The 23,504-nt window shown below is 35.3% G+C and carries 23 protein-coding genes; 8 read left to right on the forward strand and 15 right to left on the reverse strand.

Annotated elements, in window-relative coordinates:
* The first annotated feature begins 4 nt into the window (after positions 1-4).
* The gene (locus B0I22_RS05405; protein ID WP_133943621.1) at positions 5-820 is read left to right on the forward strand and encodes a ferritin-like domain-containing protein; all 816 of its coding nucleotides are present in this window, start codon (positions 5-7) and stop codon (positions 818-820) included.
* Between the two features lie 71 nt (positions 821-891).
* On the opposite strand, the gene B0I22_RS05410 is transcribed toward B0I22_RS05405, so the two are convergent.
* The 4 genes from B0I22_RS05410 to B0I22_RS05425 all read right to left on the reverse strand — a co-directional run bounded on the left by B0I22_RS05410 (position 892) and on the right by B0I22_RS05425 (position 5,538).
* Positions 892-3,087, reverse strand: coding sequence for a B12-binding domain-containing radical SAM protein (locus tag B0I22_RS05410; protein ID WP_133943622.1), 2,196 nt, complete (start codon positions 3,085-3,087; stop codon positions 892-894).
* Between the two features lie 42 nt (positions 3,088-3,129).
* Complete coding sequence (locus B0I22_RS05415) at positions 3,130-3,651, reverse strand: helix-turn-helix domain-containing protein (protein WP_185145337.1); 522 nt, start codon at positions 3,649-3,651, stop codon at positions 3,130-3,132.
* 159 nt (positions 3,652-3,810) lie between these two features.
* Entirely contained in the window at positions 3,811-4,464 is a 654-nt protein-coding gene (locus tag B0I22_RS05420; protein ID WP_133943624.1) for a hypothetical protein, read from the reverse strand.
* Positions 4,465-4,479: 15 nt separating this feature from the next.
* Complete coding sequence (locus B0I22_RS05425; RefSeq protein WP_133943625.1) at positions 4,480-5,538, reverse strand: TerC/Alx family metal homeostasis membrane protein; 1,059 nt, start codon at positions 5,536-5,538, stop codon at positions 4,480-4,482.
* 339 nt (positions 5,539-5,877) lie between these two features.
* Between B0I22_RS05425 and B0I22_RS05430 the strand changes: the two genes are divergently transcribed.
* Complete coding sequence (locus B0I22_RS05430; RefSeq protein WP_133943626.1) at positions 5,878-6,981, forward strand: M14 family zinc carboxypeptidase; 1,104 nt, start codon at positions 5,878-5,880, stop codon at positions 6,979-6,981.
* 179 nt (positions 6,982-7,160) lie between these two features.
* On the forward strand, positions 7,161-7,679 hold the full coding sequence (locus B0I22_RS05435; RefSeq protein ID WP_133943627.1) for a hypothetical protein: 519 nt from the start codon (positions 7,161-7,163) through the stop codon (positions 7,677-7,679).
* Positions 7,680-7,727: 48 nt separating this feature from the next.
* On the opposite strand, the gene B0I22_RS05440 is transcribed toward B0I22_RS05435, so the two are convergent.
* Positions 7,728-9,167, reverse strand: coding sequence for a glycoside hydrolase family 30 protein (locus B0I22_RS05440; RefSeq protein ID WP_133943628.1), 1,440 nt, complete (start codon positions 9,165-9,167; stop codon positions 7,728-7,730).
* 160 nt (positions 9,168-9,327) lie between these two features.
* Between B0I22_RS05440 and B0I22_RS05445 the strand changes: the two genes are divergently transcribed.
* The 3 genes from B0I22_RS05445 to B0I22_RS05455 are packed head-to-tail and all read left to right on the forward strand — an operon-like array spanning position 9,328 to position 12,142.
* On the forward strand, positions 9,328-10,170 hold the full coding sequence (locus tag B0I22_RS05445) for a hypothetical protein (RefSeq protein ID WP_133943629.1): 843 nt from the start codon (positions 9,328-9,330) through the stop codon (positions 10,168-10,170).
* 30 nt (positions 10,171-10,200) lie between these two features.
* Positions 10,201-11,391 carry an MFS transporter gene (locus tag B0I22_RS05450; RefSeq protein ID WP_133943630.1) on the forward strand — a complete coding sequence of 397 codons (1,191 nt, stop codon included), beginning with the start codon at positions 10,201-10,203 and terminating at the stop codon, positions 11,389-11,391.
* Positions 11,375-12,142 carry an NUDIX hydrolase gene (locus B0I22_RS05455; protein ID WP_133943631.1) on the forward strand — a complete coding sequence of 256 codons (768 nt, stop codon included), beginning with the start codon at positions 11,375-11,377 and terminating at the stop codon, positions 12,140-12,142. The genes B0I22_RS05450 and B0I22_RS05455 overlap by 17 nt, the downstream gene beginning before the upstream one ends.
* 55 nt (positions 12,143-12,197) lie before the next feature.
* Here B0I22_RS05455 and B0I22_RS05460 read toward each other — a convergent pair whose 3' ends face one another.
* Genes B0I22_RS05460 through polA form a run of 4 tightly spaced genes read right to left on the reverse strand, consistent with a single transcriptional unit; the run spans position 12,198 to position 16,792 of the window.
* The gene (locus B0I22_RS05460; RefSeq protein WP_133943632.1) at positions 12,198-13,229 is read right to left on the reverse strand and encodes a M28 family metallopeptidase; all 1,032 of its coding nucleotides are present in this window, start codon (positions 13,227-13,229) and stop codon (positions 12,198-12,200) included.
* A 50-nt stretch (positions 13,230-13,279) separates the two neighbouring features.
* Positions 13,280-13,630 (reverse strand): bleomycin resistance protein, encoded by a 351-nt coding sequence (locus B0I22_RS05465; protein WP_133943633.1) that lies wholly within the window; start codon positions 13,628-13,630, stop codon positions 13,280-13,282.
* Between the two features lie 10 nt (positions 13,631-13,640).
* A complete protein-coding gene (locus B0I22_RS05470; protein WP_133943634.1) occupies positions 13,641-13,910 on the reverse strand; it encodes a YciI family protein in 270 nt (89 codons plus the stop codon).
* Positions 13,911-13,957: 47 nt separating this feature from the next.
* On the reverse strand, positions 13,958-16,792 hold the full coding sequence (gene polA, locus B0I22_RS05475; RefSeq protein ID WP_133943635.1) for a DNA polymerase I: 2,835 nt from the start codon (positions 16,790-16,792) through the stop codon (positions 13,958-13,960).
* A gap of 131 nt (positions 16,793-16,923) precedes the next feature.
* Here polA and B0I22_RS05480 point away from each other — a divergent pair, with 131 nt between their 5' ends.
* Both B0I22_RS05480 and mgtE read left to right on the forward strand, forming a co-directional pair.
* Positions 16,924-17,478, forward strand: coding sequence for a pyruvate decarboxylase (locus B0I22_RS05480; RefSeq protein WP_133943636.1), 555 nt, complete (start codon positions 16,924-16,926; stop codon positions 17,476-17,478).
* A 102-nt stretch (positions 17,479-17,580) separates the two neighbouring features.
* Positions 17,581-18,900, forward strand: coding sequence for a magnesium transporter (gene mgtE / locus B0I22_RS05485; RefSeq protein ID WP_133943637.1), 1,320 nt, complete (start codon positions 17,581-17,583; stop codon positions 18,898-18,900).
* Positions 18,901-19,268: 368 nt separating this feature from the next.
* Here the strand turns inward: mgtE and B0I22_RS05490 are convergent, their stop codons facing one another.
* From B0I22_RS05490 to B0I22_RS05515, 6 genes are all read right to left on the reverse strand, one after another.
* A complete protein-coding gene (locus B0I22_RS05490; RefSeq protein ID WP_133943638.1) occupies positions 19,269-19,889 on the reverse strand; it encodes an inorganic pyrophosphatase in 621 nt (206 codons plus the stop codon).
* 15 nt (positions 19,890-19,904) lie between these two features.
* Positions 19,905-20,414: a DUF7935 family protein gene (locus B0I22_RS05495; RefSeq protein WP_133943639.1), complete on the reverse strand. Its 510-nt coding sequence runs from the start codon at positions 20,412-20,414 to the stop codon at positions 19,905-19,907.
* Between the two features lie 21 nt (positions 20,415-20,435).
* Positions 20,436-21,317, reverse strand: coding sequence for a hypothetical protein (locus B0I22_RS05500; RefSeq protein ID WP_133943640.1), 882 nt, complete (start codon positions 21,315-21,317; stop codon positions 20,436-20,438).
* On the reverse strand, positions 21,317-21,994 hold the full coding sequence (radC, locus tag B0I22_RS05505; RefSeq protein WP_133943641.1) for a RadC family protein: 678 nt from the start codon (positions 21,992-21,994) through the stop codon (positions 21,317-21,319). Before radC ends, B0I22_RS05500 begins: the two co-directional genes overlap by 1 nt.
* Before the next feature lie 26 nt (positions 21,995-22,020).
* Positions 22,021-22,620 carry a murein L,D-transpeptidase catalytic domain-containing protein gene (locus B0I22_RS05510; RefSeq protein ID WP_133943642.1) on the reverse strand — a complete coding sequence of 200 codons (600 nt, stop codon included), beginning with the start codon at positions 22,618-22,620 and terminating at the stop codon, positions 22,021-22,023.
* 73 nt (positions 22,621-22,693) lie between these two features.
* Complete coding sequence (locus B0I22_RS05515) at positions 22,694-23,362, reverse strand: ABC transporter ATP-binding protein (protein WP_133943643.1); 669 nt, start codon at positions 23,360-23,362, stop codon at positions 22,694-22,696.
* Between the last annotated feature and the right edge of the window lie 142 nt (positions 23,363-23,504).

Raw genomic sequence — 23,504 nt, forward strand, 5'->3', positions numbered from 1 at the left:
TATTATGAACATTCTTAAAATATTAGATAAACTTTCTGATGATAAATTCTTTACCACAGAAATCTCAAGATTAGACTCGCTCACTGGCATTACAAATTTTGGAAAAAAAGCAGCAGTAGCGGCAGTTCCCGTAGGATTGGGAGCAATGATGACCACTTCTGTAAAAGCTGAGACAAGCACAGCAACTGCATCAACCACGATGTTCAAAAGTGCGTTGACAGATGCTTTGCAATTGGCTTTGACATTAGAATACCTGGAAGATGAGTATTACCGTATTGGCTTGGCAACTTCTGGACTTATCCAAAATGCTGACAGAACCGTTTTTATGCAAATCTCAAAACACGAAACGGCGCACGTGGCCTTTCTGAAAACGGCTTTGACTTCCTTAGGACAGACACCAGGAACCAAACCAACTTTTGATTTTACAGCAGGTGGAAATTTTTCTCCGTTTACAGATTACAATCAATTTCTAATTCTAGCTCAGGCCTTTGAGGATACGGGAGTTAGAGCCTACAAAGGACAGGCAGGAAATGTGATGTCCAACAAAGATATCTTGCAGGCCGCACTTCAAATCCATTCTGTAGAGGCGAGACATGCTGCGCAAGTTAGAAGAATGAGAGCCAACAAAGGCTGGATAGAATTAGCCAATGGTGGGAATATGCCGGCAGCAACCAATGCTGTGTACGCTGGCGAAGGCGTAACCAATCAAGCAGGATTCAATACAGCGAGTGCCTTTGGCCCTGAAGCAGGATCTGCAGCTTATGACGAAGTATTGAGCGGCTCAGATGCCGCTGCCATTGCAGGAATATTCATAGCATAACAAGTCGTAATATTTTATTTTAAAGAATCCTTTTCCTTATTTCTGAGGAAGAGGATTTTTATTAATTATCATCACAAACTCAGTATAATTCCATTTTCTTTCAGTTGCTGAATTGGTTTTGAAAACCAGAACAATTCGAAATCTTCAAAGTTTTCTTCAAACTGAGTTTTAAGTTGTTGCAGCGTTATTTTCTTTGGATTTTGGATGTGATTATCTTCTAAAATCTGGATGAGCCAATCGCCTTTTTCTTTCTCAAGTTCTATTTTGACAATATTCGTTTTCAGGTGAAAAATAATCTGTTTCAGTTCCCAAGAATTTCCTTTTTTTGTTTTAATAATGTCTTTCGCAATGACATTTTTGTCCAGAAAAACCAGTTTGGAGTTGGCTTTGAAACTGAAATTATCGTCCTCCAAAAGACTGTCGTGGATGTAATCCGGATGGATTGTGGTTCTCGGAATTTTAAAATCAAACCAATCCTGCAAAGGCAATTCAAAATTGATTCCGTGCATATAATTGAACAAAGATTTCTTCAATCCAAAACTGAATTTGCTGTGATCGATTCCGGTTTTATCTGTAAAATCAATGTCATTATTAGCAAACAAAATTTCTTGTTTCATCTGAATCACACCATATTCCTCAGGATTGATTCCGACAGGTGAGTGCGCCGTCATCGCAAACTGATGCCAAAAGCCACTTTGCAAAATTCCCATCTCAAAAAGCTGACGAACCATTTCCAAAGAATCCACCGTTTCCTGAACGGTTTGGGTCGGGTAGCCGTACATCAAATAAGCGTGAACCATAATCCCAGCTTCCGTAAAATTCCTGGTCACTCTCGCCACTTGATCTACGGAAACGCCTTTGTCTATTAGTTTTAATAATCGGTCACTCGCCACTTCCAATCCGCCAGAAACCGCAACACAACCAGATATTTTCAAAAGAAAACAGAGATCTTGAGTGAAACTTTTTTCGAATCTAATATTGGTCCACCAAGTTACGACCAGATTTCGCCGCAAAATTTCCAACGCCACTTCACGCATCAACGCTGGTGGAGCGGCTTCATCTACAAAATGGAAACCAGTTTCGCCAGTTTGCTGGATGAGTTCCTCCATTCTATCCACTAGAATTTTGGCAGAAATAGGTTCGTAGATTTTGATATAATCCAAAGAAATATCGCAAAAAGTACATTTGCCCCAGTAGCAACCATGCGCCATTGTCAGCTTGTTCCATCGGCCATCACTCCACAAACTGTGCATGGGATTTGCCACTTCGATGACAGAAATGTAGCGGTTCAATTGTAAATCCGAATAATCGGGCGTTCCAATTTCGGATTGTTTATAATCGTGTCTTTTGGAATTATTTTTATAAACGACTTCACCGTTTTCCAATAAGAAAGTACGTTTGAAATCTGACTCTTCGTTGGATTTATTTGCAAGAACATTTTCACAAACTAATTCAAGCGGTATTTCGCCATCGTCTAAAGTAATGAAATCAAAAAATTCGAAAACTCTTTTATCTTTGACTTCTCTAAGTTCGGTATTCGGAAAACCTCCGCCCATTGCGGTTTTGATGTACGGATAATGTTCTTTGATAAACTTTGCAGATCGAAAAGCAGAGTACAAATTCCCTGGAAACGGAACGGAAAAACAAACCAATTTCGGCTGAACCAAATCCAGATTTTCTTTCAGAATTCTTAAAGTGAAATCATCTATAAAAGTCTGATTATCATTTAATTTAAAATATAATTCATCAAAAGAATTGGCGCTTTTTCCCAAGCGTTCTGCATATCTACTGAATCCAAAATCTGAATCCACATTTTCGACAATATAGTCCGAAAGATCTTCTAAATATAATGTAGCCAAATGTTTCGCCTTGTCCTGCAATCCCATATTTCCGAAAGCAAATTCCATATCATCCAACTGATTGAATCGGGAAGCTTCCGGAAGGAAATTCATAGAACAAATCTGCCTTGCCAACGTCGGATTTTGATTCTGCAAAAAGAGAATCACCTGATCGATGGTTTTAATATATTCTTCGCGAAGCGCAAAAATCCGCTGAGAATTTTCGGAAGAATTTTGAATATCAATTTTTTTCTTAAATATCTTTTGAATGCCATCTTTGGAAAACAATTCCAAAATCACTTCGATACCCAAATCCATCTGATAAGACGAAATATTTTTGGTATTCAGAAAACCTTTGATGTACGCCGTCGCCGGATAAGGCGTGTTGAGTTGCGTGAAAGGTGGCGTGATGAGCAGAAGATCTTTCAAAAGAAAATTTTTGCAAAGATAAGTTTTCTAAAATTTGAAATCTTAGTTTTCAAAAGTTTCAAAGGTTCCGTCTTCGTAAAAGAAAACAATTCTTTTCACATTCTTCTTTTTTGAATCGTGTTTTTGACTCAAATTTTCTAATCGCTGAGAATCGGATAAAATATTTTTTTCTGACTTGTGATAGGAAATATTGGATTCTCGCGCATTTTCATTTTTTGTAGAATTTTGTGGAGTGTCATCTTTTCCAAAGTTCTCGTCATCTATCAAAGAAAACAAATCTGGCAAAGACGGTTTTTTCTTCTCTACAACTTCTGGTTTTTCTTTAACTATAGGTTCAGATTCTTTTTCCGAGATTAACATTTTGCCTTCTCCAGTGATTAGCCAACTCCATTCAAATTCTGGAAAAGCGGTTTTTATTTTGGTAATGAAATCGAGAGAAGGTTTGTTACGTCCAGAAATAATATGAGAAATGCTCGATCGTTGCACACCAATTTCTTCTGCAAATTCTGCCGGCGATAATTCTGAATGTTCTATTACTTTTGTAAATCTATTGCTGAAATCCATTTTACAAATGTAATTAAAATTGTTTACAATTGTTTTACATTTGTAACCGAGGGTTATTTACTTTTGTAAACTGCTTGAAACAATATTTTAATAACAAAAAATCAGTAAGTTATAAATTTAAATTGATTTTGTAAATTATCAATTGTGGATAACTTAGACTTATTCACTTTTTAATTTTCTGTTACGAAAGAGTAACCAAATCGATGTGGATAAAAGTAAAACTGAGATAAACCCAATAATAATTATCAGCAGTTTTTGATGGGAATTTTCTCTTTGTAGAGTATTTACTTCATTATTTAGACGAATAATCTCTCTGTTAGGTTGGTTAAAAGGATCCTCAACTATAAGATCAACATCCAAAGAATCTGAAATCTTGGAGTTTTCAATATCTATTTTGTATTGTTTGCTTAAGCTCTCTAATGTTATTATTTCTTCAGAAGATATTTCGGTTAATTTTTTACTGTAAAGACATTTGTGGGAAAAGAGAAATCCAGTATCCGGTTCTTCATAAGCAAAGATTAGATATTCATCTTTTTCATCGAAAATAACATCGCAAGAATGGACTTGTGAACCAAAAAGAGTAGCTTGTTGGGTATAAAAATTATTGTAGGTTTCTCCTTTATAAAGACTTTTTATCTGAACTTTACTAACATAATCTTCCAAAGTCCCTAAACCAGAAGGTGTTTTTTGCACATCAAAAACACGCCCGATAAAAACATAATGTGCACTTTCAAATGATTGTTTCAGACTCATATTTTCGCATTTGCAAGCAAAAATGTTAATCGAAAATAAAAGTGCAAAAAGCGTTTTCATTTAGTTTACATTAAACTAAGACTCTATATTGTGAGGTTTCTTTTCGGGAAACATCAAGGAAGTTGCGATACTTAAAAATAAGATGGATACAATCACAATCAAAGAATGTGAAGTAGTAAATCCATTATCATCCAGATAGTGGTGGAAGATCATTTTGAGACCGATAAACGTAAGTAACGCAGCCAAACCAATCTTCAGAAATCGGAACTTATTCACAATTCCGGCCAGTAAGAAGAACATCGATCTAAGTCCGATAATTGCAAAGATATTGGAGAAAAAGACAATGTAAGGATCTTTGGTAATCGAGAATATCGCTGGAATACTATCAACCGCAAAAATCAAATCTGTAAATTCTACGATAATCAAAACCAGGAACAACGGTGTCATTTTCTTGATGCCATCGATAACGACAAAGAATTTGTTGCCTACAAATTGGTTATGAACTTTGAAATGTTTTTGGGCAAACTTTACCACAGGATGATGTTGCGGATCTATCTCGTCTTCTTTATTTCTATCGATAAACATTTTGACTCCCGTATATATAAGGAAGGCTCCGAAAACGTACATAATCCATTCAAACTTCTGAATCAAAGCAGCACCTATAAATATGAATAGGAATCTCATCACAATCGCTCCGAAGATTCCCCAGAACAATACGCGGTGATAATTGCGCGGTGCAACTCCAAATCCTGAAAACACAAGAAGTATAACAAAGATGTTATCTATAGAAAGCGCATATTCTACCAAATAACCGGTTAGAAATTCGAGGCCAAGATTTTTATTATAAAGCATGATGCTATGCTCCAGATTATCCGGAATGATCTTGATCGGATGTTTATGCTTTGCAACGACTTCTTGTAATCTCTCGATGCTATCGATCCCGTGGATCTGATGACCGAAGTAGGTAAGGACGATATAAAATCCTAAAGAAAGAAGAATTATGAAAACACTCATCAAGCCAGCTTGTTTCAAAGACACCGCTGAATCTTTTTTGTTGAAAACTCCCAAGTCGAGTAGGAGGAGTGCTAGTATAAATATCAAGAATCCCGAAAGGAATAAAATCTCGTTGCTCATCAGTAAAAAATATGAGCAAAAATAGCGAAATTATTATGATTTAGACACTTATACATTTGTAAAATATCAATATTTTAAAAGAAATTTTTGTTTAGCATTCTGATGAACAAATGAAAGAATATACTTGTTATCCATATTAAAGTAGATTTAAAATTGTACTTTAATAAAATTTCATAACGCATTGAAAAATAATGTTTTATTATTTTTAAATAAGAATATATCAATCCACAAAATAATTAACAGACAAGTTGTCATTTTAACTTGTTTAATGATTTTACAAATGTAATTGTTATTATTTCAGATTAAATGTTATTTTTGTCAAAATCTAAAAGAGCAATTATGAACTACAGTTTTCCTTATTCCAAAAATTCAAACTTCCCAGAACGCTATATTTCTCCAGAAAAATTATTTTCTTACTTACAGGACAATTACAGCAATCAGATCACAGAAATTGGAAAGTCTGGTTTAGGAAAACCCATCTATATGATGACGCTCGGAAATGGAAATATTCGTGTTGCTGCCTGGTCACAAATGCACGGCAATGAATCTACTGCGACATTAGCAATGTTGGATCTTCTGGCAATTACAGAGAAACATCCTGAACTCACAGACAAATTATTTTCTTTGATTCAGCTGGATTTTATTTTTATGCTAAATCCGGACGGTTCAGAAACTTGGTCTCGCAGAAATGCTTTTGATATAGATCTGAACAGAGATTTCATTAGAACGTCAAGTAGTGAAATGCGACTTTTGAAATCGATAATTCTGAATGGTAACTATAGCTATCTTTTGAATCTTCACGATCAAAGAACAATTTTTACAACAGATGGCGTTCATCCTGCAACTTTATCTTTCTTAGCATCGTCGGAAAATATTGAAAGAGATGTGACGGAAAACCGTAAAAAAAGTATGGCGGTGATTGCAGCAATATATCTTCAAATGAAACACGTTTTGCCCAATCGAATTGCAAAATATACAGACGAATTTTACCCAACATCTAGCGGAGACAATTTTATGAAATCAGGAATTCCGTCTATTTTGATTGAAGGCGGTTTTTATGAAAATGATTTGGATCGGAACAAAACCAGAGAGTTTTATACCCAAGCTTTGTATTTTGCTTTGAAAGCTATGTCTGTACTGAAAGGTGACACATTGAGTTACGAAACATATTTGGATATTCCACAGAATAAAGAAACCCATTTTGATTTGATCTACAGAAATGTAAAACTGAACACAGAGTTTGAATGCATTATGGATATCGCTGTACAGTACAGAGAAATTCTGGACGAAAATTATAAACTCACATATCAGCCGTACGTGATTGAAGTTGGTGATTTGAACCACAAAAAAGCTTGGCAAGAATTAGATTGTACAAATAAGAAATTTGTCTCTATCAAGAAATTCCCAAAACTAGATTCTTTAGTAGATTTCAAAATAGAATAATTATCTAAATAATAGATTTTATAAAGCATTGTAAATAAACGTTTTACATATTCTATTTAACATAATATAAATTATAGGAAATTTTATAATTATTTCATATCTTTGTTTTTTAAGCCGTATATGATTCTATAAATCAATCTGGTACAATATTTTCTAAGCAATCTTTAAATTATAATTTTATGAAAAAGTCTTTTTTAATTCTCTCAGGAACTTTATTCCTCATCACATCTTGTTCAAAAAATGATGGCAAGCAAACCAATGTAGAAAATCGAAAGCCTGATACACTGGCAATTGCCGAAGATCCGAATCAAATTTCTGAAAATGAAAATGTTGAAAATTGCTATATGAACGTGATTGGAAAAGATTCTATGTTTTTATCCTATAAAATTGCCAATGGAAATGTTTCAGGAAAGCTGAAATACAAAAATTTTGAAAAAGATTCTTCATCAGGCGATATCTCAGGAACAGTTTCTGGCGATACGTTGAAAATTAATTACAAATTCAGTTCGGAAGGTTCTATGAGCGAAAGAGAAATCTACTTTCTACAAGACAGTGGCGTTTTGCTGGAAGGTATTGGAAAATATGCAGAAACCAGCACCAACAAAGCAGTTTATGAATCCACAAAATCCATTAATTTCACCAAAGGACAAAGATTGAATCCGGCAGATTGCAAGATGATTTCAGAAAAATTAAAATAAAAACAGCAACTCAAAAGTTGCTGTACATAACCCTTAAAAATATATAGTTTATAGAACTATAGTCTGTATAGAATGTGCTGGCGCAGAGAGTTTCGAAGCTTTTCCTTCAATCCAAAGATGATAATCTGTGTCTGTATCACCTTCGTTCATCACAACAATTACCAGTTCCCCACTCTCGTTTTGGAAACTTGTGGAAAGTAAAAAGTCTTTGTTTGTAGAAGTTCCCAATCTTTGTGCATTTGGTTTTACAAATTTGGAAAGATGACCAACATAATAGTACTCATAGGTGTAGTGCAACTCCCCTTTTTTGGTGTCCGCAATGATGGGCGCAAAACAGAAATTCCCTTTGTGATTTGGTCCGCCTTTTTCGTCCAAAAGTACGTTCCAGTCTGTCCAGGCAGACATTCCTTTGTTGAAATCGTTAATCATATTTCTGCCGTACAATTCTCCGATATTGACATCATAAATTTTAGCAAAATCAAATTGTTCTTTGCAACCTTCTGAGAAAATCAAAAATTTGTCCGGAAAAGCTCTGTGTGTTTCTGCCAAATTATCAAACAAAGGCGTTTTGTTGTTCCAGGTTTCATACCAGTGGAAACCAATCCCAGAAGCATATTTAGAAGTTTCCGGGTCTTGCAAAGTCGTCGTTGCTCTTTGATAAATCAAATCTCTGTTGTGGTCCCAAATGATGACTTTTTTATCTTTATAACCATTTTTCCACAAAGTTGGTCCTAGATTTTCTCGTAAGAATGTAGCCTCTTCATCCGCAGTGTAGATGCAAGATTCCCAGCTTTGCGTTGCCATTGGCTCATTCTGAATCGTCAAGCCCCAAACCGGAATGTTTCTTTTTTCATATTCCTCGATGAATTTAATATAATAATCTGCCCAAACCTGATAATATTTGTCCAACAATCTCCCACCCTTCAGCATACTGTTATTAGATTTCATCCACGCTGGCGGACTCCAAGGACTGAAGTAAAATTTGAAATCCTTTGGGTCAATTGCTTTCTGAGCTTGTTTTATTAATGGAATTTTGTACTGTTCATCGTGCTTTACATCAAATGATTTCAGCGTTTCGTCATTGTCTTTCACATAAGTATAAGTATCGCTGGAGAAATCGCAAGAGTTCATATTGGTTCTTAGAATGTTGTAACCAAGTCCCGACTTTCCGTAATAAGCTTCGATAAATTCCTTTTGTTTGTCTTTCGGAAGCTTAGCAAAAACCTCTGCAGAAGCATCTGTAATCGCACCACCAAATCCCATCACTTTTTGATATTTGAAATTAGGCGCTACAAAAACGCAGATGTCCGTTTCTTTTGGCTGAGGAAAATCTGTAAAAACAGCATTGGATTTTGAAGCAAATTTTTCATTGCTTTTTTTGGATGTCAGGATTACTTTTCCCTCTTTCAAGCCTTTTTTCCAATAGTTTTGCGCATTGACATTAACTAAGAAAAAAACTGAAGCTAATAATACAATTTTACCTTTCATTCTTAATAAAATAATTCTCAAAGTGAGACAATAAAAATATACTTTTTTTATTACATCCGAAAATTTTTTAATATTTAAAAAAAATCTTTTATTTGTAAGGGAATTTTTTGAAATTACAATTTTAAATTAATGTTAATAATGACCATTTAAAATCCACAAAATGAAAGTAATTAGATTAATCATATTTCTTCTATTTCCTGTGCATTATTTTGCTCAAATAAACTTGGACAAATATGCAATTGACGACGACGGAATTACTGTTGAAAAACCAGAAGCTGGCAAAAACTACGATGAAAATTATAATTATAATAACATCATTTATAAAATCGGTAAAAGCTTGACTTACAGTTATTTTTATCAGAATGTGAAAGGAGAAAAATTTTTGATAAAACAAGGAAAAGAAATTCAGCTACCAGGTGCTCACAGCAGATATGATTGGGAGTTTGTAAATTTTGATAGACAAGATAATGAAACTGTCAAACATTTGATATTGAAACCAAGTTCCGGAAACCCTTTTGGAAAAGAGATTCCTGACTACAATCAAACGGCAATAGGTTATGAATACATAATGAATAACGGACAATTCCTAACAATGGAAATGACTGGCGCCATTGAGAATGAGATGAATGTTTGGATACATCCTCCACGAAGTAATTTTTTCAAAATTTTAGAATTAAATCCTTTTCCATACATCAAAGCGCCTTACCAAATCGGGACAAAATGGAATTGGAAGCTGGAAATCGGAGATCATTGGGCGGACAAAAGATGGCTGGAATGGAAAGGTGGAATCGAAAATAATTACGATTATGAAATCAAGGAAAAGAAAAATATAGCAACAAAACTAGGAAATCTGGAATGCTACATCATCCATTCCAAAGCGAAAAGCAGAATTGGTGAAACAGAATTAATTTCTTATTTCAATCCCAATTTTGGTTTTGTAAAACTTGAATACAAAAATATCGACGGAACGAAAACGATTTTAGAACTAGAAAAAGTAGAGTGAAATTTTGAGTAATTAACTTTAAAATAATAAATGACATCCAAAAACCAGATTAAGCTTCCGCTGATGCTCAGTTTTCTGATTTTTTCTATGCTGTTGAACAGTATGGGCGCCATTATTCTGCAGTTATCTAGTAAGATTTCTTACACTGGTTTGGGATTTTTAGAAAGTTTCAAAGACATTCCCATGGCGGTGATTTCTTTGTTTTGTGTCAATCTAATCAGCAAAACCGGGAACAAAAATGCGCTGATTTTTTCTTTGATTTTCATTATTCTAAGTTGCATTGCTTTGCCTTTGGTAGATGCGTTTTGGTTTTTCAAAATTTGGTTGAGTATTGTGGGCGTTAGTTTCGCTTTAGCAAAGATTTCGGTTTTCAGCATCATCAAAAATAATTATAAAGACAAAGAATTGGCAAGCACAATCAGCAGTGTAGATGCCGCTTTTATGTTCGGAATCTTCTTTGTGAATATTGGTTTTGGAAGTCTTCTCACGAGCGATTATGCAGAATATTGGAAATTCGGGTTTTGGATTATTGCACTTTTCAGCATCGCAACTGTTTTGATGATAAGACCTTTGGAAATCATAGAAATTCCGGCTTCTGAGAAGAAAATATTTTCTGGAGGTTTGAAGTTTTTATTAAAGCCAAAGATCATTTATTTCTTCATTATTATTTTTCTAATGGTTTTGGTGGAACAAAGTTTCAATTCCTGGTTACCAAGTTTTTATAAGAATAATCTGAAAATCAGTACTTATTTTGCCTTGCAATCTTCTGCATTTTTAGCCTTATTTTCATTTTTCGGAAGATTGATTACCAGCAAGTTGATTTTGAGATTCCATTGGTTTCGGATGATTTTGATTTGTCTTTTCATCATCTTCATCATTTTGGGAATTTCACAAATTTTGATAACTTATTTTTATGAGGATTACAAATACATTTTGGTCTTTCTGATTCCACTTGTAGGATTGTTCCTTGCACCACTCTACCCGCTTTACAACTCAGAAATCTTGAATAAAATTCCAGCGGAGAAAACGCATTACTTTGTTTCCATAGTCGTAATTTGCTCATCTTTGGGAAGTTCGTTGGGATCCATCTATATGGCAATGATTTTCTACCATAAGATGAGCTATTTTTATCCGATTTTTATATTTTTACCATTATTAATTATATTTGGACTCACATTCGTCCTCAATAAAACGCCAATAACCTATGACCGAAAACGCTAAGAATAAACAGAATCTCAAGGAACTTGTTGAGACTAAGGATTTTGTGGAACACTTATCTATAGATTGTGTGATTTTTGGATTCCACAAAGACAAACTCAAAGTTCTATTGCTAAAATATCACGATCTGGATCTTTGGTGCGTTCCTGGTGGATTTATATTTAATGATGAAAATCTAAATGATGCTGCTGCCAGAACACTTTACGAGAGAACACATCTTTCCAATGTATATCTGGAACAGTTTTACACTTTTGGCGATGTACGACGAACGGAAAACAATGTTCACCAAAAATTACTTGAGAATAAAAATATTGCGGTGGAGGAAAACCACTGGATTCATCAGCGTTACATTTCTGTTGGCTATTTTGCTTTGGTAGATTACACCTTGACTTACACTTTTCCGGATTCCTTCAACGAAGTTTGCCGTTGGTTTGATATTTCCGAACTGCCTGAGTTGGCATTTGATCACAAAGAAATGATTGAAAAAGGACTCCTCCATCTCAGAAAAAACATCGATTATCAGGTGATGGGAAGCAACCTCCTACCCGATAAATTTACAATGAAAGAACTCCAGCATCTTTATGAAGCCATCTTGGGAGAACCGCTGAGAAGAAACAATTTCCAGAGAAAAATATTGAGTCTCAATATCTTGGAAAGATTGGAAAAACACTTTACAGGTTCTGCCAACAAAGCGCCATATCTCTACAGATTTCTAGATAATTCTGAAATTAAAAATCTGGATTTCGATAAATAATTAAATTTAAAAACATAAAAAAAGACGACCTAAAAGGTCGTCTTTTCTATTGATATTATCTGTCGTTTTTACCATCGACCACGATTCTGTCTGCTCTGTTTGCTAGTTCCCAAGCGGTTGCAAAAACCAATTTTGTTCTTTGCGTCAGGATGTCATAATCAATTTTGTCTGGCGTATCTGTCGGTTTGTGATAATCTTCGTGGATGCCGTCAAAATAGAATGCCACCGGAATATTATGCTTTGCAAAGTTGTAATGATCTGATCTGTAATACAATCTTTGCGGATCTTTCGGATCGTCATATTTATAATTAAGCTCCAGTTTTACTGTTTTTTCATTAGCCGTTTCACTTATTTTTTTCAAATCCGAGCTTAGCATTTCAGAACCAATCACATAGACGTATTTTTTGCCTCTGTTTTCAGGATCATCTCTTCCAATCATATCGATGTTAAGATTTGCAACTGTATTCACTAATGGGAAAACTGGATGATCTGAGTAATACTCTGACCCAAAAAGTCCGTGCTCCTCGCCTGTTACGTGCAAGAAAAGAATAGAACGTTTTGGTCCATAGCCCTTCTTCTTAGCTTCTTGGAAAGCTTGCGCAATTTCCATTACCGCCACAGTTCCACTTCCGTCGTCATCTGCACCATTGTAGATTTCGCCTTTTTTCATTCCCACGTGGTCATAATGTGCAGAAATCACGATGATTTCGTTCGGTTTTTCAGAACCTTCTATGAAAGCTAAAATATTTTCGGAATCTGGCAAAGTCTCACCATATTTTTTCATTGCTTCAGAAGGCACTTTTTGATAGAAAGAACCTAAAGCAGACGGAAAACTGATACCATACTTTTTGTATTGATCTATCATAAATTCGCCGGCTTTCTTCTGACCTGCGCTTCCCGTTTCTCTACCTTCCATCTCATCTCCAGCGATGACGTAAAGATTGGTTTTCAGTTCCTCCAAAGTGATGCTGTTATAAGCATCTTTGAAACCTTTGCCTTCATAAGTGAAATTGGAATTTGTGGAAGTTGCACAACTAGTAGCAAGCGCCAAACCAAGGAACAATCCGTATAGTTTTATGTTTTTCATAAAGTTAATTTATTATTAAGTCGATTTTCTAAAAGAAATGTTACAATAATTTAAATTTTCTCTCCAAAAGTGAGCAAAGTTCCATTTGGATCAATCACAGAAAATTCTCTCGTTCCCCAAGGTTTTGTTTCGAGGTTTCCGTTGGGATGAATGGAAATTCCTTTATCCTGAGTCTGTTGATAAAACCTATCAATATTATTTGAAATCCTTAGATAAATCATAAAATCCGACTTCTCAGGAATCAAACTTCCAAATTCAAAAAAATGAATTTCGGAATCGTTGTAAGTCGCAATCAGATAATCACCATAATCCGCAACAAATCCGAATCCTAAATTTTGATAATAATCAATCGTTTTTTCTTTATTGATAAATGGTAGTTTGGGAATTATTTGTGAAATCATAATTTGAAATTTATGGTAATTCATCATTCCATTCTCGGATGGTCACTTTGGCAATCAAACCTTCCTGTACGAAAGGATCTCCATTTACAAAAGCTTCCGCAGATTCTTTATCCACAAAAATCGCCATCGCACCTTCTCCAGGATTTGCAAATGCGCCAGTTCCCAGAATTTTTCCGGATTTCAAAAACTCTGCTTCAAACGCCTCGTGACGCGGGAAAACTTCCATAAACTCATCCATTGTTTTCTCTGTGTTATGTTCGTAAAATACGACTGCTTTCATATTTGTATGTCTTTGATTTTATTAATGATGAAAAATTTGTACACTAATTAATGCGCTTCCAACCAATTATTCCCTACTCCAACTTCCACTAAAAGAGGAACTTTCGTTTCAAAAGCAGATTCCATTTCTTTTTTAATTAATGACATCGCAACATCAACTTCATCAATCGGTGCTTCGAAAAGCAATTCATCGTGAACTTGCAGAAGCATTTTCGTCTCAAGGTTTTGAGTTTCTAATTCTTCATCGATTTTTATCATTGCCAATTTTATAATATCTGCGGCGCTTCCTTGTATTGGAGCATTAACAGCGTTTCTTTCGGCGTGGGCTTTTACCACAAAATTGCTGGAATTGATATCTTTTAAATGGCGCTTTCTACCAAGAATCGTCTGAACATAACCCAAATCCTGAGCTTTCTTGACTTGCTCTGCCATAAATTCTTTCAAACGCGGATAAGATTCGTAATAAGAATCGATCATCTTCTTCGCCTCGGTTCTGGAAAGTCCGGTTTGTTCGGCTAAGGCAAAGGCACCCTGACCATAAATAATTCCAAAATTCACCGTTTTCGCCTGACCTCTTTGGGTTTTGGTCACTTCTTCCAATGGAATATCAAACAACTTCGCCGCCGTAGAAACGTGAATATCTTCGCCATTTTGGAAAGCGGCAATCATATTTTGTTCACCGGAAATCTCAGCAATCAATCTTAATTCGATCTGAGAATAATCGGCGGAGATAATCTTTTTTCCTTCATCAGCGACAAAAGCACCACGGATTTGTTGCCCTCTCAATGTTCGGATCGGAATATTTTGAAGATTCGGATTTACACTTGCCAAACGTCCGGTAGCGGCAACAGTCTGCGCAAAAGTCGTGTGAACGCGCTCATCTTTTTTATCAATTTGACTTGGTAGCGCATCAACATAAGTCGATTTCAGTTTCTGCAAAGTTCTGTATTCCAGAATTGAGGAAATGATTTCGTGTTTCGAAGATAATTTTTGAAGCACATCTTCGGAAGTTGCGTATTGTCCGGTTTTGGTTTTTTTCGCTTTCGGATCGAGTTGCATTTTATCAAACAAAATTTCGCCCAGCTGTTTCGGAGAATTCATATTGAAATTCTCCCCAGACAATTCGAAGATCTTGGATTCTAAAACGCGTAGATCATTTTCCAAATCGATACTTTCCTGAGCGAGCCAATTGTTATCGAGTTTTACGCCCGTCAATTCTATCTTGGCAAGAACGCGCATCAAAGGCATCTCAACATTGTAGAACAATTCTTCTAAGTTTTCTTTGGCCAATTGTGGCGCAAACAATTCATATAATTGAAACGTCACATCCGCATCTTCTGCGGCATAAGCAGTTTGCGTTTCGATATCAACTTCACGAAGCGTCAATTGATTTTTCCCTTTTTTACCGATAAGCGATTCTATGGAAACCGGTTTGTAATCGAGGTACATTTCTGAGAGATAATCCATTCCGTGTCTTCCATCGGGATTGAGAAGGTAATGTGCGATCATTGTGTCAAAGATTTTTCCTTTCACATCAATCTTATAATTCTGAAGAACTTTCGCATCGTATTTCAGATTATGGGCAATTTTCAGAATATTTTCGGCTTCAAAAAATGGTCGGAAAAGTTCAATAGTTTTCTGCGCTTCTTCTTGATTTTCAGAAATCGGAATGTAATACGCTAATCCTTTTTTATAAGAAAAACTCATCCCAATCAATTCAGCTTCTAACTCATTAAGCGAAGTTGTTTCGGTATCAAAACAAACCGATTTTTGCTTGAGCAAATTATCTAAAAGAATTCTCTGAGCTTTTGGATTATCGATGTATTGATAAAGATGATCGTTGCCTTCGATGGTTGATTTTGTGGTCGTTGCTTGTTCCAACTGTTCAAAATTGGCAAATAGATCCATTGTTCCATTTTTATGAGATGCAGATTTTGTTTCAACAATTCCATTATTTGGATTTTCAGTTTCCATCAATTCCTCAACATATTCTTTGTTTGAGAATGCACGGAAAAGATTTTCATAAAGTCTTCTAAACTCCAACTCTTCGAAAATTTCTTTTACCTTATCAAAATCCGGAACATCAAGATCATATTGTTCTTCGATAAATTCAATCGGCGCATCACAAAGTATTGTTGCTAACTTTTTGGATAACAAGCCTCTTTCTGCGCTGGCTTCAACTTTTTCTTTAAGCTTTCCTTTTAGCTGATGCGTATTTGCCAAAAGATTTTCCATCGATCCAAATTCCTGAATAAATTTCTTCGCTGTTTTTTCACCAACACCTTCCAGTCCTGGAATATTATCCACAGCATCGCCCATCATTCCAAGATAATCTATGATTTGTTTTGGATCATCGATTTCGTATTTTGCTTTGACTTCTTCAACGCCTAGGATTTCAATATCACCACCTTTCGAACTGGGTTTGTACATTTTGATTTTATCCGTCACCAACTGTGCAAAATCCTTGTCAGGCGTCACCATAAAGACATTGTAGCCTTGTTTCTCCGCTTTACAGGCAATGGTTCCGATGACGTCATCCGCTTCATAACCTTCAACTCCCAAAACAGGAATATGCATCGCTTCCAAAATACTGTAAATATAAGGTTTGGCAATTAAAATCGGTTCAGGTGTTTCCAAACGATTGGCTTTATATTCTGCATAATCATTGTGACGGACATTGGTTCTGCCTACATCAAAAACTACCGCAAGATGCGTTGGGCGATCTCTTTTAATTAATTCGATCAAAGAATTAGTGAAACCAAAAATGGCAGAAGTATTGATGCCTTTTGTCGTGATCCTCGGGTTTTTGATGAATGCAAAATAACCACGAAAAATCATCGCGTAAGCATCTATGAGATATAATCTTTTGTCTGTTGAAGTCATAAAAACAAAAGTAATAAAAATGTGATGATTAATGATTGAAAGACTTGAAAATAGAACTATTGAATTCTGTTAAAAAAATCTTAAAATTTGTATTGAAATATTGAAATTTGATTGTAATTTTGCAAAAGCAAATGAAAACACATCTATCTTCTTTTTTTCTAACTTTCTATGTATCAATTCTCCTGATTTCCTGCGCAAATTACGGAGACGCCCTACTTTATAAAAACAAAGACATTAAAGTTTCGAAAATAAAAACCGTTCTCTATTTCAATCCAGAAGTATTTCCCGACATTTCTGAAATCAAGGAACCAACTTACAACGCTTTTTACAGCGCAACATCTGACAAAATGAGATCGCTTGGAAATGTAAAATATCTTCAGGTAAATTCGCCAATGTCTTTTGATGATGTGGACACGAAAACCATCAAGGAAATCTGTGAAAACAACAATGCGGATGTCGCAGTGGTTCCAAAAGTGAAATATTTTAAAGTTGGTTTTGGAAAGTACGTCTTTTCTAATCAAGTGATTGTGAGTATGAAACTGTACGATTCCAAAGGACATTTTATAATGGAAACTTCTTATGATACGTACAAAGGCAATGGCAGATTGTTGGGAACAGCTTCCAATTCTGTGATCATCGGAACCAAAGGTGCAATCCGAAAAATGAATAAGGAGTTGAGAAATTAAGTTTTTTCGATCAAAAAATCATTTTATTTCACATTATATTAATCTATTTCTAAAGGATTTCTTTCAGATTTTAATACTTTTGCAATGCAAAAATCTTGAAAGATCGAGAATCCAGAAATCATATTAAATCCAGCCGACGTTGCAGAATCATTGAGCAAATTGCCAGTGAAGGAACGCTTGTTGCAATTTCTGAAATTACCGAAATCTGAAAAAGCCGATGTTTTCTCACACTTAGATCCTGATTTCCAGGAAGAAACAATCCGAAGCATTGCAAGCCACGAAGTTTCTGACATCTTGAACGAAATGTCACCCGATGACAGAACGCAACTTTTCGAGGATTTTCCAGATGAATTGATTAAATCTTCCATCAACCTTTTGAATCCACAAGAACGACGAGTTGCTTTGAAACTTTTGGGTTACGAAGCCGATTCGATTGCGCGTTTGATGACGCCATATTACGTTCAGATTCGAAAAGAATGGACTGTGAAAAGATGTTTCCAACAAATCAAAAAAGTAGGAAAAAAAGTGGAAACGCTCAACTTTCTTTATGTTGTTGATGAAAGAAATCGTTTGATTGATGACATCACCATTGGTTCTCTCCTATTGGCAGACGAAGATCAATTGATTTCTGAATTGACGGATGATCATTTTGTAGCAATTACCACAACGACTTCCAAAGAAGACGCAGTTCCTTACTTTGAAAAATATGACCGAAGTGCTTTGCCGATCATCACAGAAAATGGTGTTTTGGTAGGAATCGTAACGATTGATGATATCTTAGATCAAATTGAATCTCAAAATACAGAAGACATCCAAAAGTTTGGAGGTTTGGACGCGTTGGATATGCCTTACACGCAGACTTCGATTTTTGAAATGGTGAAAAAACGTGGGTTTTGGTTGATCGTCCTTTTCTTTTCGGAGATGTTGACAGCTTCTGCAATGGGACATTTCGAAGATGAAATTCAGAAAGCTGTTGTATTAGCCTTATTTGTTCCATTAATTATCTCAAGTGGTGGAAATACAGGTTCGCAAGCGGCGACTTTGATCATCCGTGCGATGGCGCTTCAGGAAATTGGTTTGAAAGATTGGTGGTACGTAATGAAAAAGGAAATCATCACCGGTGTTCTATTGGGTAGTGTTCTCGGAATGATCGGGTTTATGCGAATCGCTTTTTGGCAACAAATCGGATTTTTCAATTATGGTGAACATTGGATGTTTATCGGACTGAGTATTGGCGTTTCTCTAATGCTGATCGTACTTTGGGGAACTATTTCTGGCTCGATGGTTCCATTTATGTTGAAAAAAATGAAGTTGGATCCTGCCACTTCTTCTGCTCCTTTTGTGGCGACTTTGGTTGATGTGACTGGATTGATTATTTATTTTTCTATTGCCGGAATGTTTTTGACTGGCAAACTTCTCTAAAAAAAATTTAACGCAAAGTCCGCAAAATTTTCTTGAATTTATTGAAAATATTTTGAGTTAGCAAAGGCGCTTTGCTCAGCTAAGATTTTGAATTTCTCGCAGATGAGGCAAATTTAACAGATTTTAATTGATTTAATATTCTCGAATTGATTGACATATTGTCGATGATGGCGAAGCGCGCCCCGACTTGAGTGGAGCTCTTTTTTGTGATTGCGATTTTGGGAAGATTTCAACTGATTAACAAATGTTCGTCGCAATCACAAAAAAAGCGGGAACGGAAGGCGGAAATAGGCGCCCAAATCATCAAAAATATCAAACAAAAATGCCACCTTAGAAAAGATGGCATTTGATATGTTTTGAAATTTTTTTTATTTCAGTTTGTCAACAAAATTGTCTGTGTAATCTTTTTGCGATGCTACGATTACTTTTTTCGCCTGGTCTGCGCCGTAGATCAAATCGATTTTTACTTTTGCAGGCTCTGTTGGCAAGTTTTTGTAGCTCAAGAAATAGTGCAAAAGACGGTTAACTTCCGCTGATGGCAACTCAGAAATGTCTCTGATGTGGCCATAAACCTGATCTTCTACCAAAACAGCAATAATTTTATCGTCTGCCTCACCTTTGTCGATCATTTGGAAACCACCGATTGGAATCGCCTCCAAAAGAATGTTACCAGATGTGATGTTGTGCGAGCTTAGAACGCAGATATCCAAAGGATCGTGATCGCCTTCTGTAACGTCTGTTGCGCCAGTTGCAACGGCAAGATTTTTCACTTCTTCCTCACAGTAAGTTCTTGGAACGAAGCCGTACATTGCTGGAATAATGTTGGAAAATTTCTGCGGACGATCTACTTTCAAATAGCCAGTTTCTTTGTCAACTTCATATTTTATAGTGTCTGTAGGAACGATTTCTACGAAAACATTTACAACTTCCGGAGCGTTTTCTCCAGCTGAAATCCCGTGCCACGGATGGGCTTTAAAATTTGGAATCATTTATTATATTAGTGTTTATATTATTTTGTTTAGTTCTTTTCTCAGATTCTCGATGGTGTCGGAAATGTAGTCTTCCGAGTTGAGATAACTCATCAGGAAAACGGTTTTGTAATCTTCCAATTTTGAGTTTTCATTGAGGTCTTCATATGTTTTTCGAAGACTGCTGATAATGTTGTTCTTGCTTGTAATGATGTCTTGCCAAGATGATTTTGAAATGTACAATTGTTGAGATGCATTGTACTCAAATTCCTCGATGATGTTCTTTTCTGTGAGGAAAACAAACTCGTGTGGCTGGAGGTTTTTATCAAATTTCATCACGAGATTTGATGGTTTCAAACGTTCCAGAAACAGAGTCATTCTTTCCAAAGCCTGAAGTTTGATTTCGCTGTTGCTTTTGGTTGCCAAGAAATTAATTTCCTGTTTTTTGAGCCTGATAAAACTGTTCACGAACTGTTTCGCAAAAACCAAAAATGGCAATGCGATGATAACGGCTACAGCGTAAGGGAAATAATCTGAATCAAACATATCTGAAATCGGACTGCAAAATTAAGAAATTTTTAGCCAATTTTTAATCAAATCTTTTTTAGAATTCTGAATCACGTGATATTCCTGCAAATCGGAGCCGAAACTTTTGAAAAAAACCTCGATTCCACGGATGCTTCCGCCCATAAAGTTGAAGGCTTTTGTCTCAATATTCAAATCTAAAATCCTGTCTATCAGGAACGATGCGCCGTTGTGGTTTTTTAGTTCTTCGTTATTCAAAAGCCCGAGAAGCGAGAAATAGTTTTCATTATCAATCAAAACTGCGACGTTTGTTAAATTTTCTTCATAATAACTTCCAAACATTTTCAGTTGCTTTTTCTGATTCAAAAACAAAAGATATTTGATGAAAAAATCCATATCACTCTCCTTTTCCAAACCTTTGAAATTATTTTTGATGAATTCCAAAATATCTTTCTCTGCAAATACTTCTCTGAACTCCAGATATTGCGCGGTTTTCACCGTTGATTTTCTTCCTTTGAAATATTTTTTGCGTCTAAGAAAAGCGTATTCTTGAACTGGGAGAAAGAAATTTTTCTTTGTAATGAGTTCGCTTTCAAAGTCATTTTGGAAATTAAAACTATAATTGATAACGTTATAATTGGACCTTAAAAACTTAAGGAATTTTTCATTGATTATTTTATCAGACTTCCCAAAAATTCCCAATTGCTGACAGAACAAAGGCATCAAAACCAATTTGAAAAAAGTCTTTTTCACAAACGGAATCGGCATCACAGCTTCGTAATCACCATAAACCAAAAGCTCCCAATTTTTGCTCAAGAAATCCAGCGTTTCTTTTTCACAATAGAAATTTTTTTGAACAGAATTTTCTATGCAATTGTTATATTTTTTGAAATCAATATCTTGATACTTAACTCTTTCTATCATTACAAAATCCCTTCGTCTTTAAAACTATAATAATTATTCTGCGTCAGAATCAAGTGGTCCAGCAAATCGATGTCCAATAATTTTCCTGCGTCTTTGATTTTTTGAGTGATGTTGATATCTTCTTTGCTCGGTTTCAAACTGCCAGCCGGATGGTTGTGAGCAACAATGATTCTTGTTGAAAAGTGTTCCAAAGCCAATTTGAAAATCACTCTTACATCAGCCACAGAACTCGCAATTCCACCTCGGAAAAGGCAGGTTTTATAGAGGATTTTATTTTGATGATTAAGGAAAACCGCCCAGAATTCTTCTGTTGATAAATCTGACAAATGCGGTTGTAAAACTTCGAAAACATCTTTACTGCTTGAGATTTGCTGTCTTTCCAAAACTTCCTGCTGAGATTTTCTGTTTCCGATTTCCAAAGCTGTAGCAATAGAAATCGCTTTCGCCTCGCCTACTCCTTTGAATTTCATTAAGTCTTTAATTGATAATTGACTTAATCTGTGCCAATTGTTTTCCACGGAATTTAAAATTCTTCTAGCCAATTCCACAGCAGATTCTTCCCGATTTCCGCTTCCCATAATGATTGCCAACAATTCCGAATCCGAAACTGCCGATTTTCCTTTCAACAGGAATTTTTCTCTTGGGCGGTCGTCTTCCGCAAGGGATTTTAGGTTCAAAGTTTTTTAAGTTCTTAGTTTGAAAATTAATTGTAGGCGTAAATTATCAATTTTTTATCAGATTTGTCAATATGTTGTTCCAAAATCTTAAAGAAATTATCAGAAACCATCGGACATCCCCAACTCAAACAGATTTCATCTTTTTGTTCTGTATCCGGAACACAATCTAATCTATGGAGAACAATCGCTCGTTTTCTTGCATTGCTATTGGTTTCATCCAATCCGTCCAATCTATAAGATAAACCAAATTGACCTTTGTATTTTTCCGAAATCGCATACTTTCCAAGTGATGAACAACGGGAATTATTTTGATTGCTGAATTTCAATTGCTCTTTTTGCTTTCCAGCTTCAGAACCAGAACCGTGAGCAACCAAAGCTTTTTGGATAACTTTCCCTGTTTTCAAATCGATGACGAAAAAGCGGAATTGTGAAGATGGAATCGAGAAATCAATTAAAAATGCTTTGTCCTGATTGTAATCCGAATTTTTTATAAATGTCTTTAAATCTGATATTTTTTGAGAAAGATTATTTTCTGATTTTACAGAAGAAAATGATTGATTTTCCTGAGATTTGACTTCGCAGGAAATTAAAATAACTGAAAAAATAAAAAATAGAAATGGTTTCAAAGAATATTAGTTTTCAATCAAACGAATAATCAATTAAAAATGATATAATTGATTAATAAAATTCTTATGAGATTTACAAAACAATCTGCCCATCCTTCATTACCAACTTTCTATCTGTACTTTCTGCCAAAACGGAATTATGCGTGACAATCACAAAAGTCTGTTGGTATTTGTCTCTTAAATCGAAAAATAATTGATGAAGTGCATCTGCATTTTTGGAATCGAGGTTTCCAGTTGGTTCATCAGCAAAAATGATTTTTGGAGAATTAATTAATGCTCTTGCAACTGCAACTCTTTGTGCTTCTCCTCCCGATAGTTCCGAAGGTTTATGATGCAATCGACTTGCGATATTTAAATCTTCAAATAAAGAATGTGCCTTTTCAATCACTTCTTTTTCAGCAATTCCGCCGATTCTTGAAGGCAAGAGAACATTTTCCAACGCTGTAAATTCCGGTAGAAGCTGATGATTTTGGAAGACAAAACCAATATTTCTATTTCGGAATTTGGATAGTTCTTTATCTTTCATTTTCAGATAAGAATTCCCATCCAAAGTGATTTCTGTTCCATAATTATCTATATCAGAAGGCTTGTCCAAAGTTCCCAAAATCTGAAGCAATGTTGATTTTCCAGCTCCTGATTCACCAACGATAGAAACGACTTCACTTGGTTTAATATGGATATCTACGCCTTTCAGAACTTCCAGAGTTCCATAGAATTTATGTATGTTTTTTGCTCGAATCATAGTTTTGTTTTTGGCTTCTGGCAAATTGCTTTTAGCTTTTTATAATATTAATGTAAAAAATATCAACCACAAAAGTCACAAAAGTTTTTTGTTTTCTAAGATTTTCAAAAGAAAAAGCTCAAAAAAGTTTTATGATGATGTA

The sequence above is a fragment of the Epilithonimonas xixisoli genome, assembly GCF_004365655.1.
GTDB classification, from domain to species: Bacteria; Bacteroidota; Bacteroidia; order Flavobacteriales; family Weeksellaceae; genus Epilithonimonas; species Epilithonimonas xixisoli.

Excerpts from the sequence above, each read along its gene's own strand:
- B0I22_RS05415 (WP_185145337.1), bottom strand. The coding sequence starts at position 3,651 with ATGGATTTCAGCAATAGATTTACAAAAGTAATAGAACATTCAGAATTA.
- polA (WP_133943635.1), bottom strand. The coding sequence starts at position 16,792 with ATGACTTCAACAGACAAAAGATTATATCTCATAGATGCTTACGCGATG.
- B0I22_RS05495 (WP_133943639.1), bottom strand. The coding sequence starts at position 20,414 with ATGTTTGATTCAGATTATTTCCCTTACGCTGTAGCCGTTATCATCGCA.
- B0I22_RS05430 (WP_133943626.1), top strand. The coding sequence starts at position 5,878 with ATGAACTACAGTTTTCCTTATTCCAAAAATTCAAACTTCCCAGAACGC.
- B0I22_RS05440 (WP_133943628.1), bottom strand. The coding sequence starts at position 9,167 with ATGAAAGGTAAAATTGTATTATTAGCTTCAGTTTTTTTCTTAGTTAAT.
- B0I22_RS05450 (WP_133943630.1), top strand. The coding sequence starts at position 10,201 with ATGACATCCAAAAACCAGATTAAGCTTCCGCTGATGCTCAGTTTTCTG.
- B0I22_RS05460 (WP_133943632.1), bottom strand. The coding sequence starts at position 13,229 with ATGAAAAACATAAAACTATACGGATTGTTCCTTGGTTTGGCGCTTGCT.
- B0I22_RS05480 (WP_133943636.1), top strand. The coding sequence starts at position 16,924 with ATGAAAACACATCTATCTTCTTTTTTTCTAACTTTCTATGTATCAATT.
- B0I22_RS05405 (WP_133943621.1), top strand. The coding sequence starts at position 5 with ATGAACATTCTTAAAATATTAGATAAACTTTCTGATGATAAATTCTTT.
- B0I22_RS05425 (WP_133943625.1), bottom strand. The coding sequence starts at position 5,538 with ATGAGCAACGAGATTTTATTCCTTTCGGGATTCTTGATATTTATACTA.
- B0I22_RS05500 (WP_133943640.1), bottom strand. The coding sequence starts at position 21,317 with ATGATAGAAAGAGTTAAGTATCAAGATATTGATTTCAAAAAATATAAC.
- B0I22_RS05465 (WP_133943633.1), bottom strand. The coding sequence starts at position 13,630 with ATGATTTCACAAATAATTCCCAAACTACCATTTATCAATAAAGAAAAA.
- B0I22_RS05420 (WP_133943624.1), bottom strand. The coding sequence starts at position 4,464 with ATGAAAACGCTTTTTGCACTTTTATTTTCGATTAACATTTTTGCTTGC.
- B0I22_RS05515 (WP_133943643.1), bottom strand. The coding sequence starts at position 23,362 with ATGATTCGAGCAAAAAACATACATAAATTCTATGGAACTCTGGAAGTT.
- B0I22_RS05490 (WP_133943638.1), bottom strand. The coding sequence starts at position 19,889 with ATGATTCCAAATTTTAAAGCCCATCCGTGGCACGGGATTTCAGCTGGA.
- B0I22_RS05470 (WP_133943634.1), bottom strand. The coding sequence starts at position 13,910 with ATGAAAGCAGTCGTATTTTACGAACATAACACAGAGAAAACAATGGAT.
- B0I22_RS05445 (WP_133943629.1), top strand. The coding sequence starts at position 9,328 with ATGAAAGTAATTAGATTAATCATATTTCTTCTATTTCCTGTGCATTAT.
- B0I22_RS05455 (WP_133943631.1), top strand. The coding sequence starts at position 11,375 with ATGACCGAAAACGCTAAGAATAAACAGAATCTCAAGGAACTTGTTGAG.
- B0I22_RS05435 (WP_133943627.1), top strand. The coding sequence starts at position 7,161 with ATGAAAAAGTCTTTTTTAATTCTCTCAGGAACTTTATTCCTCATCACA.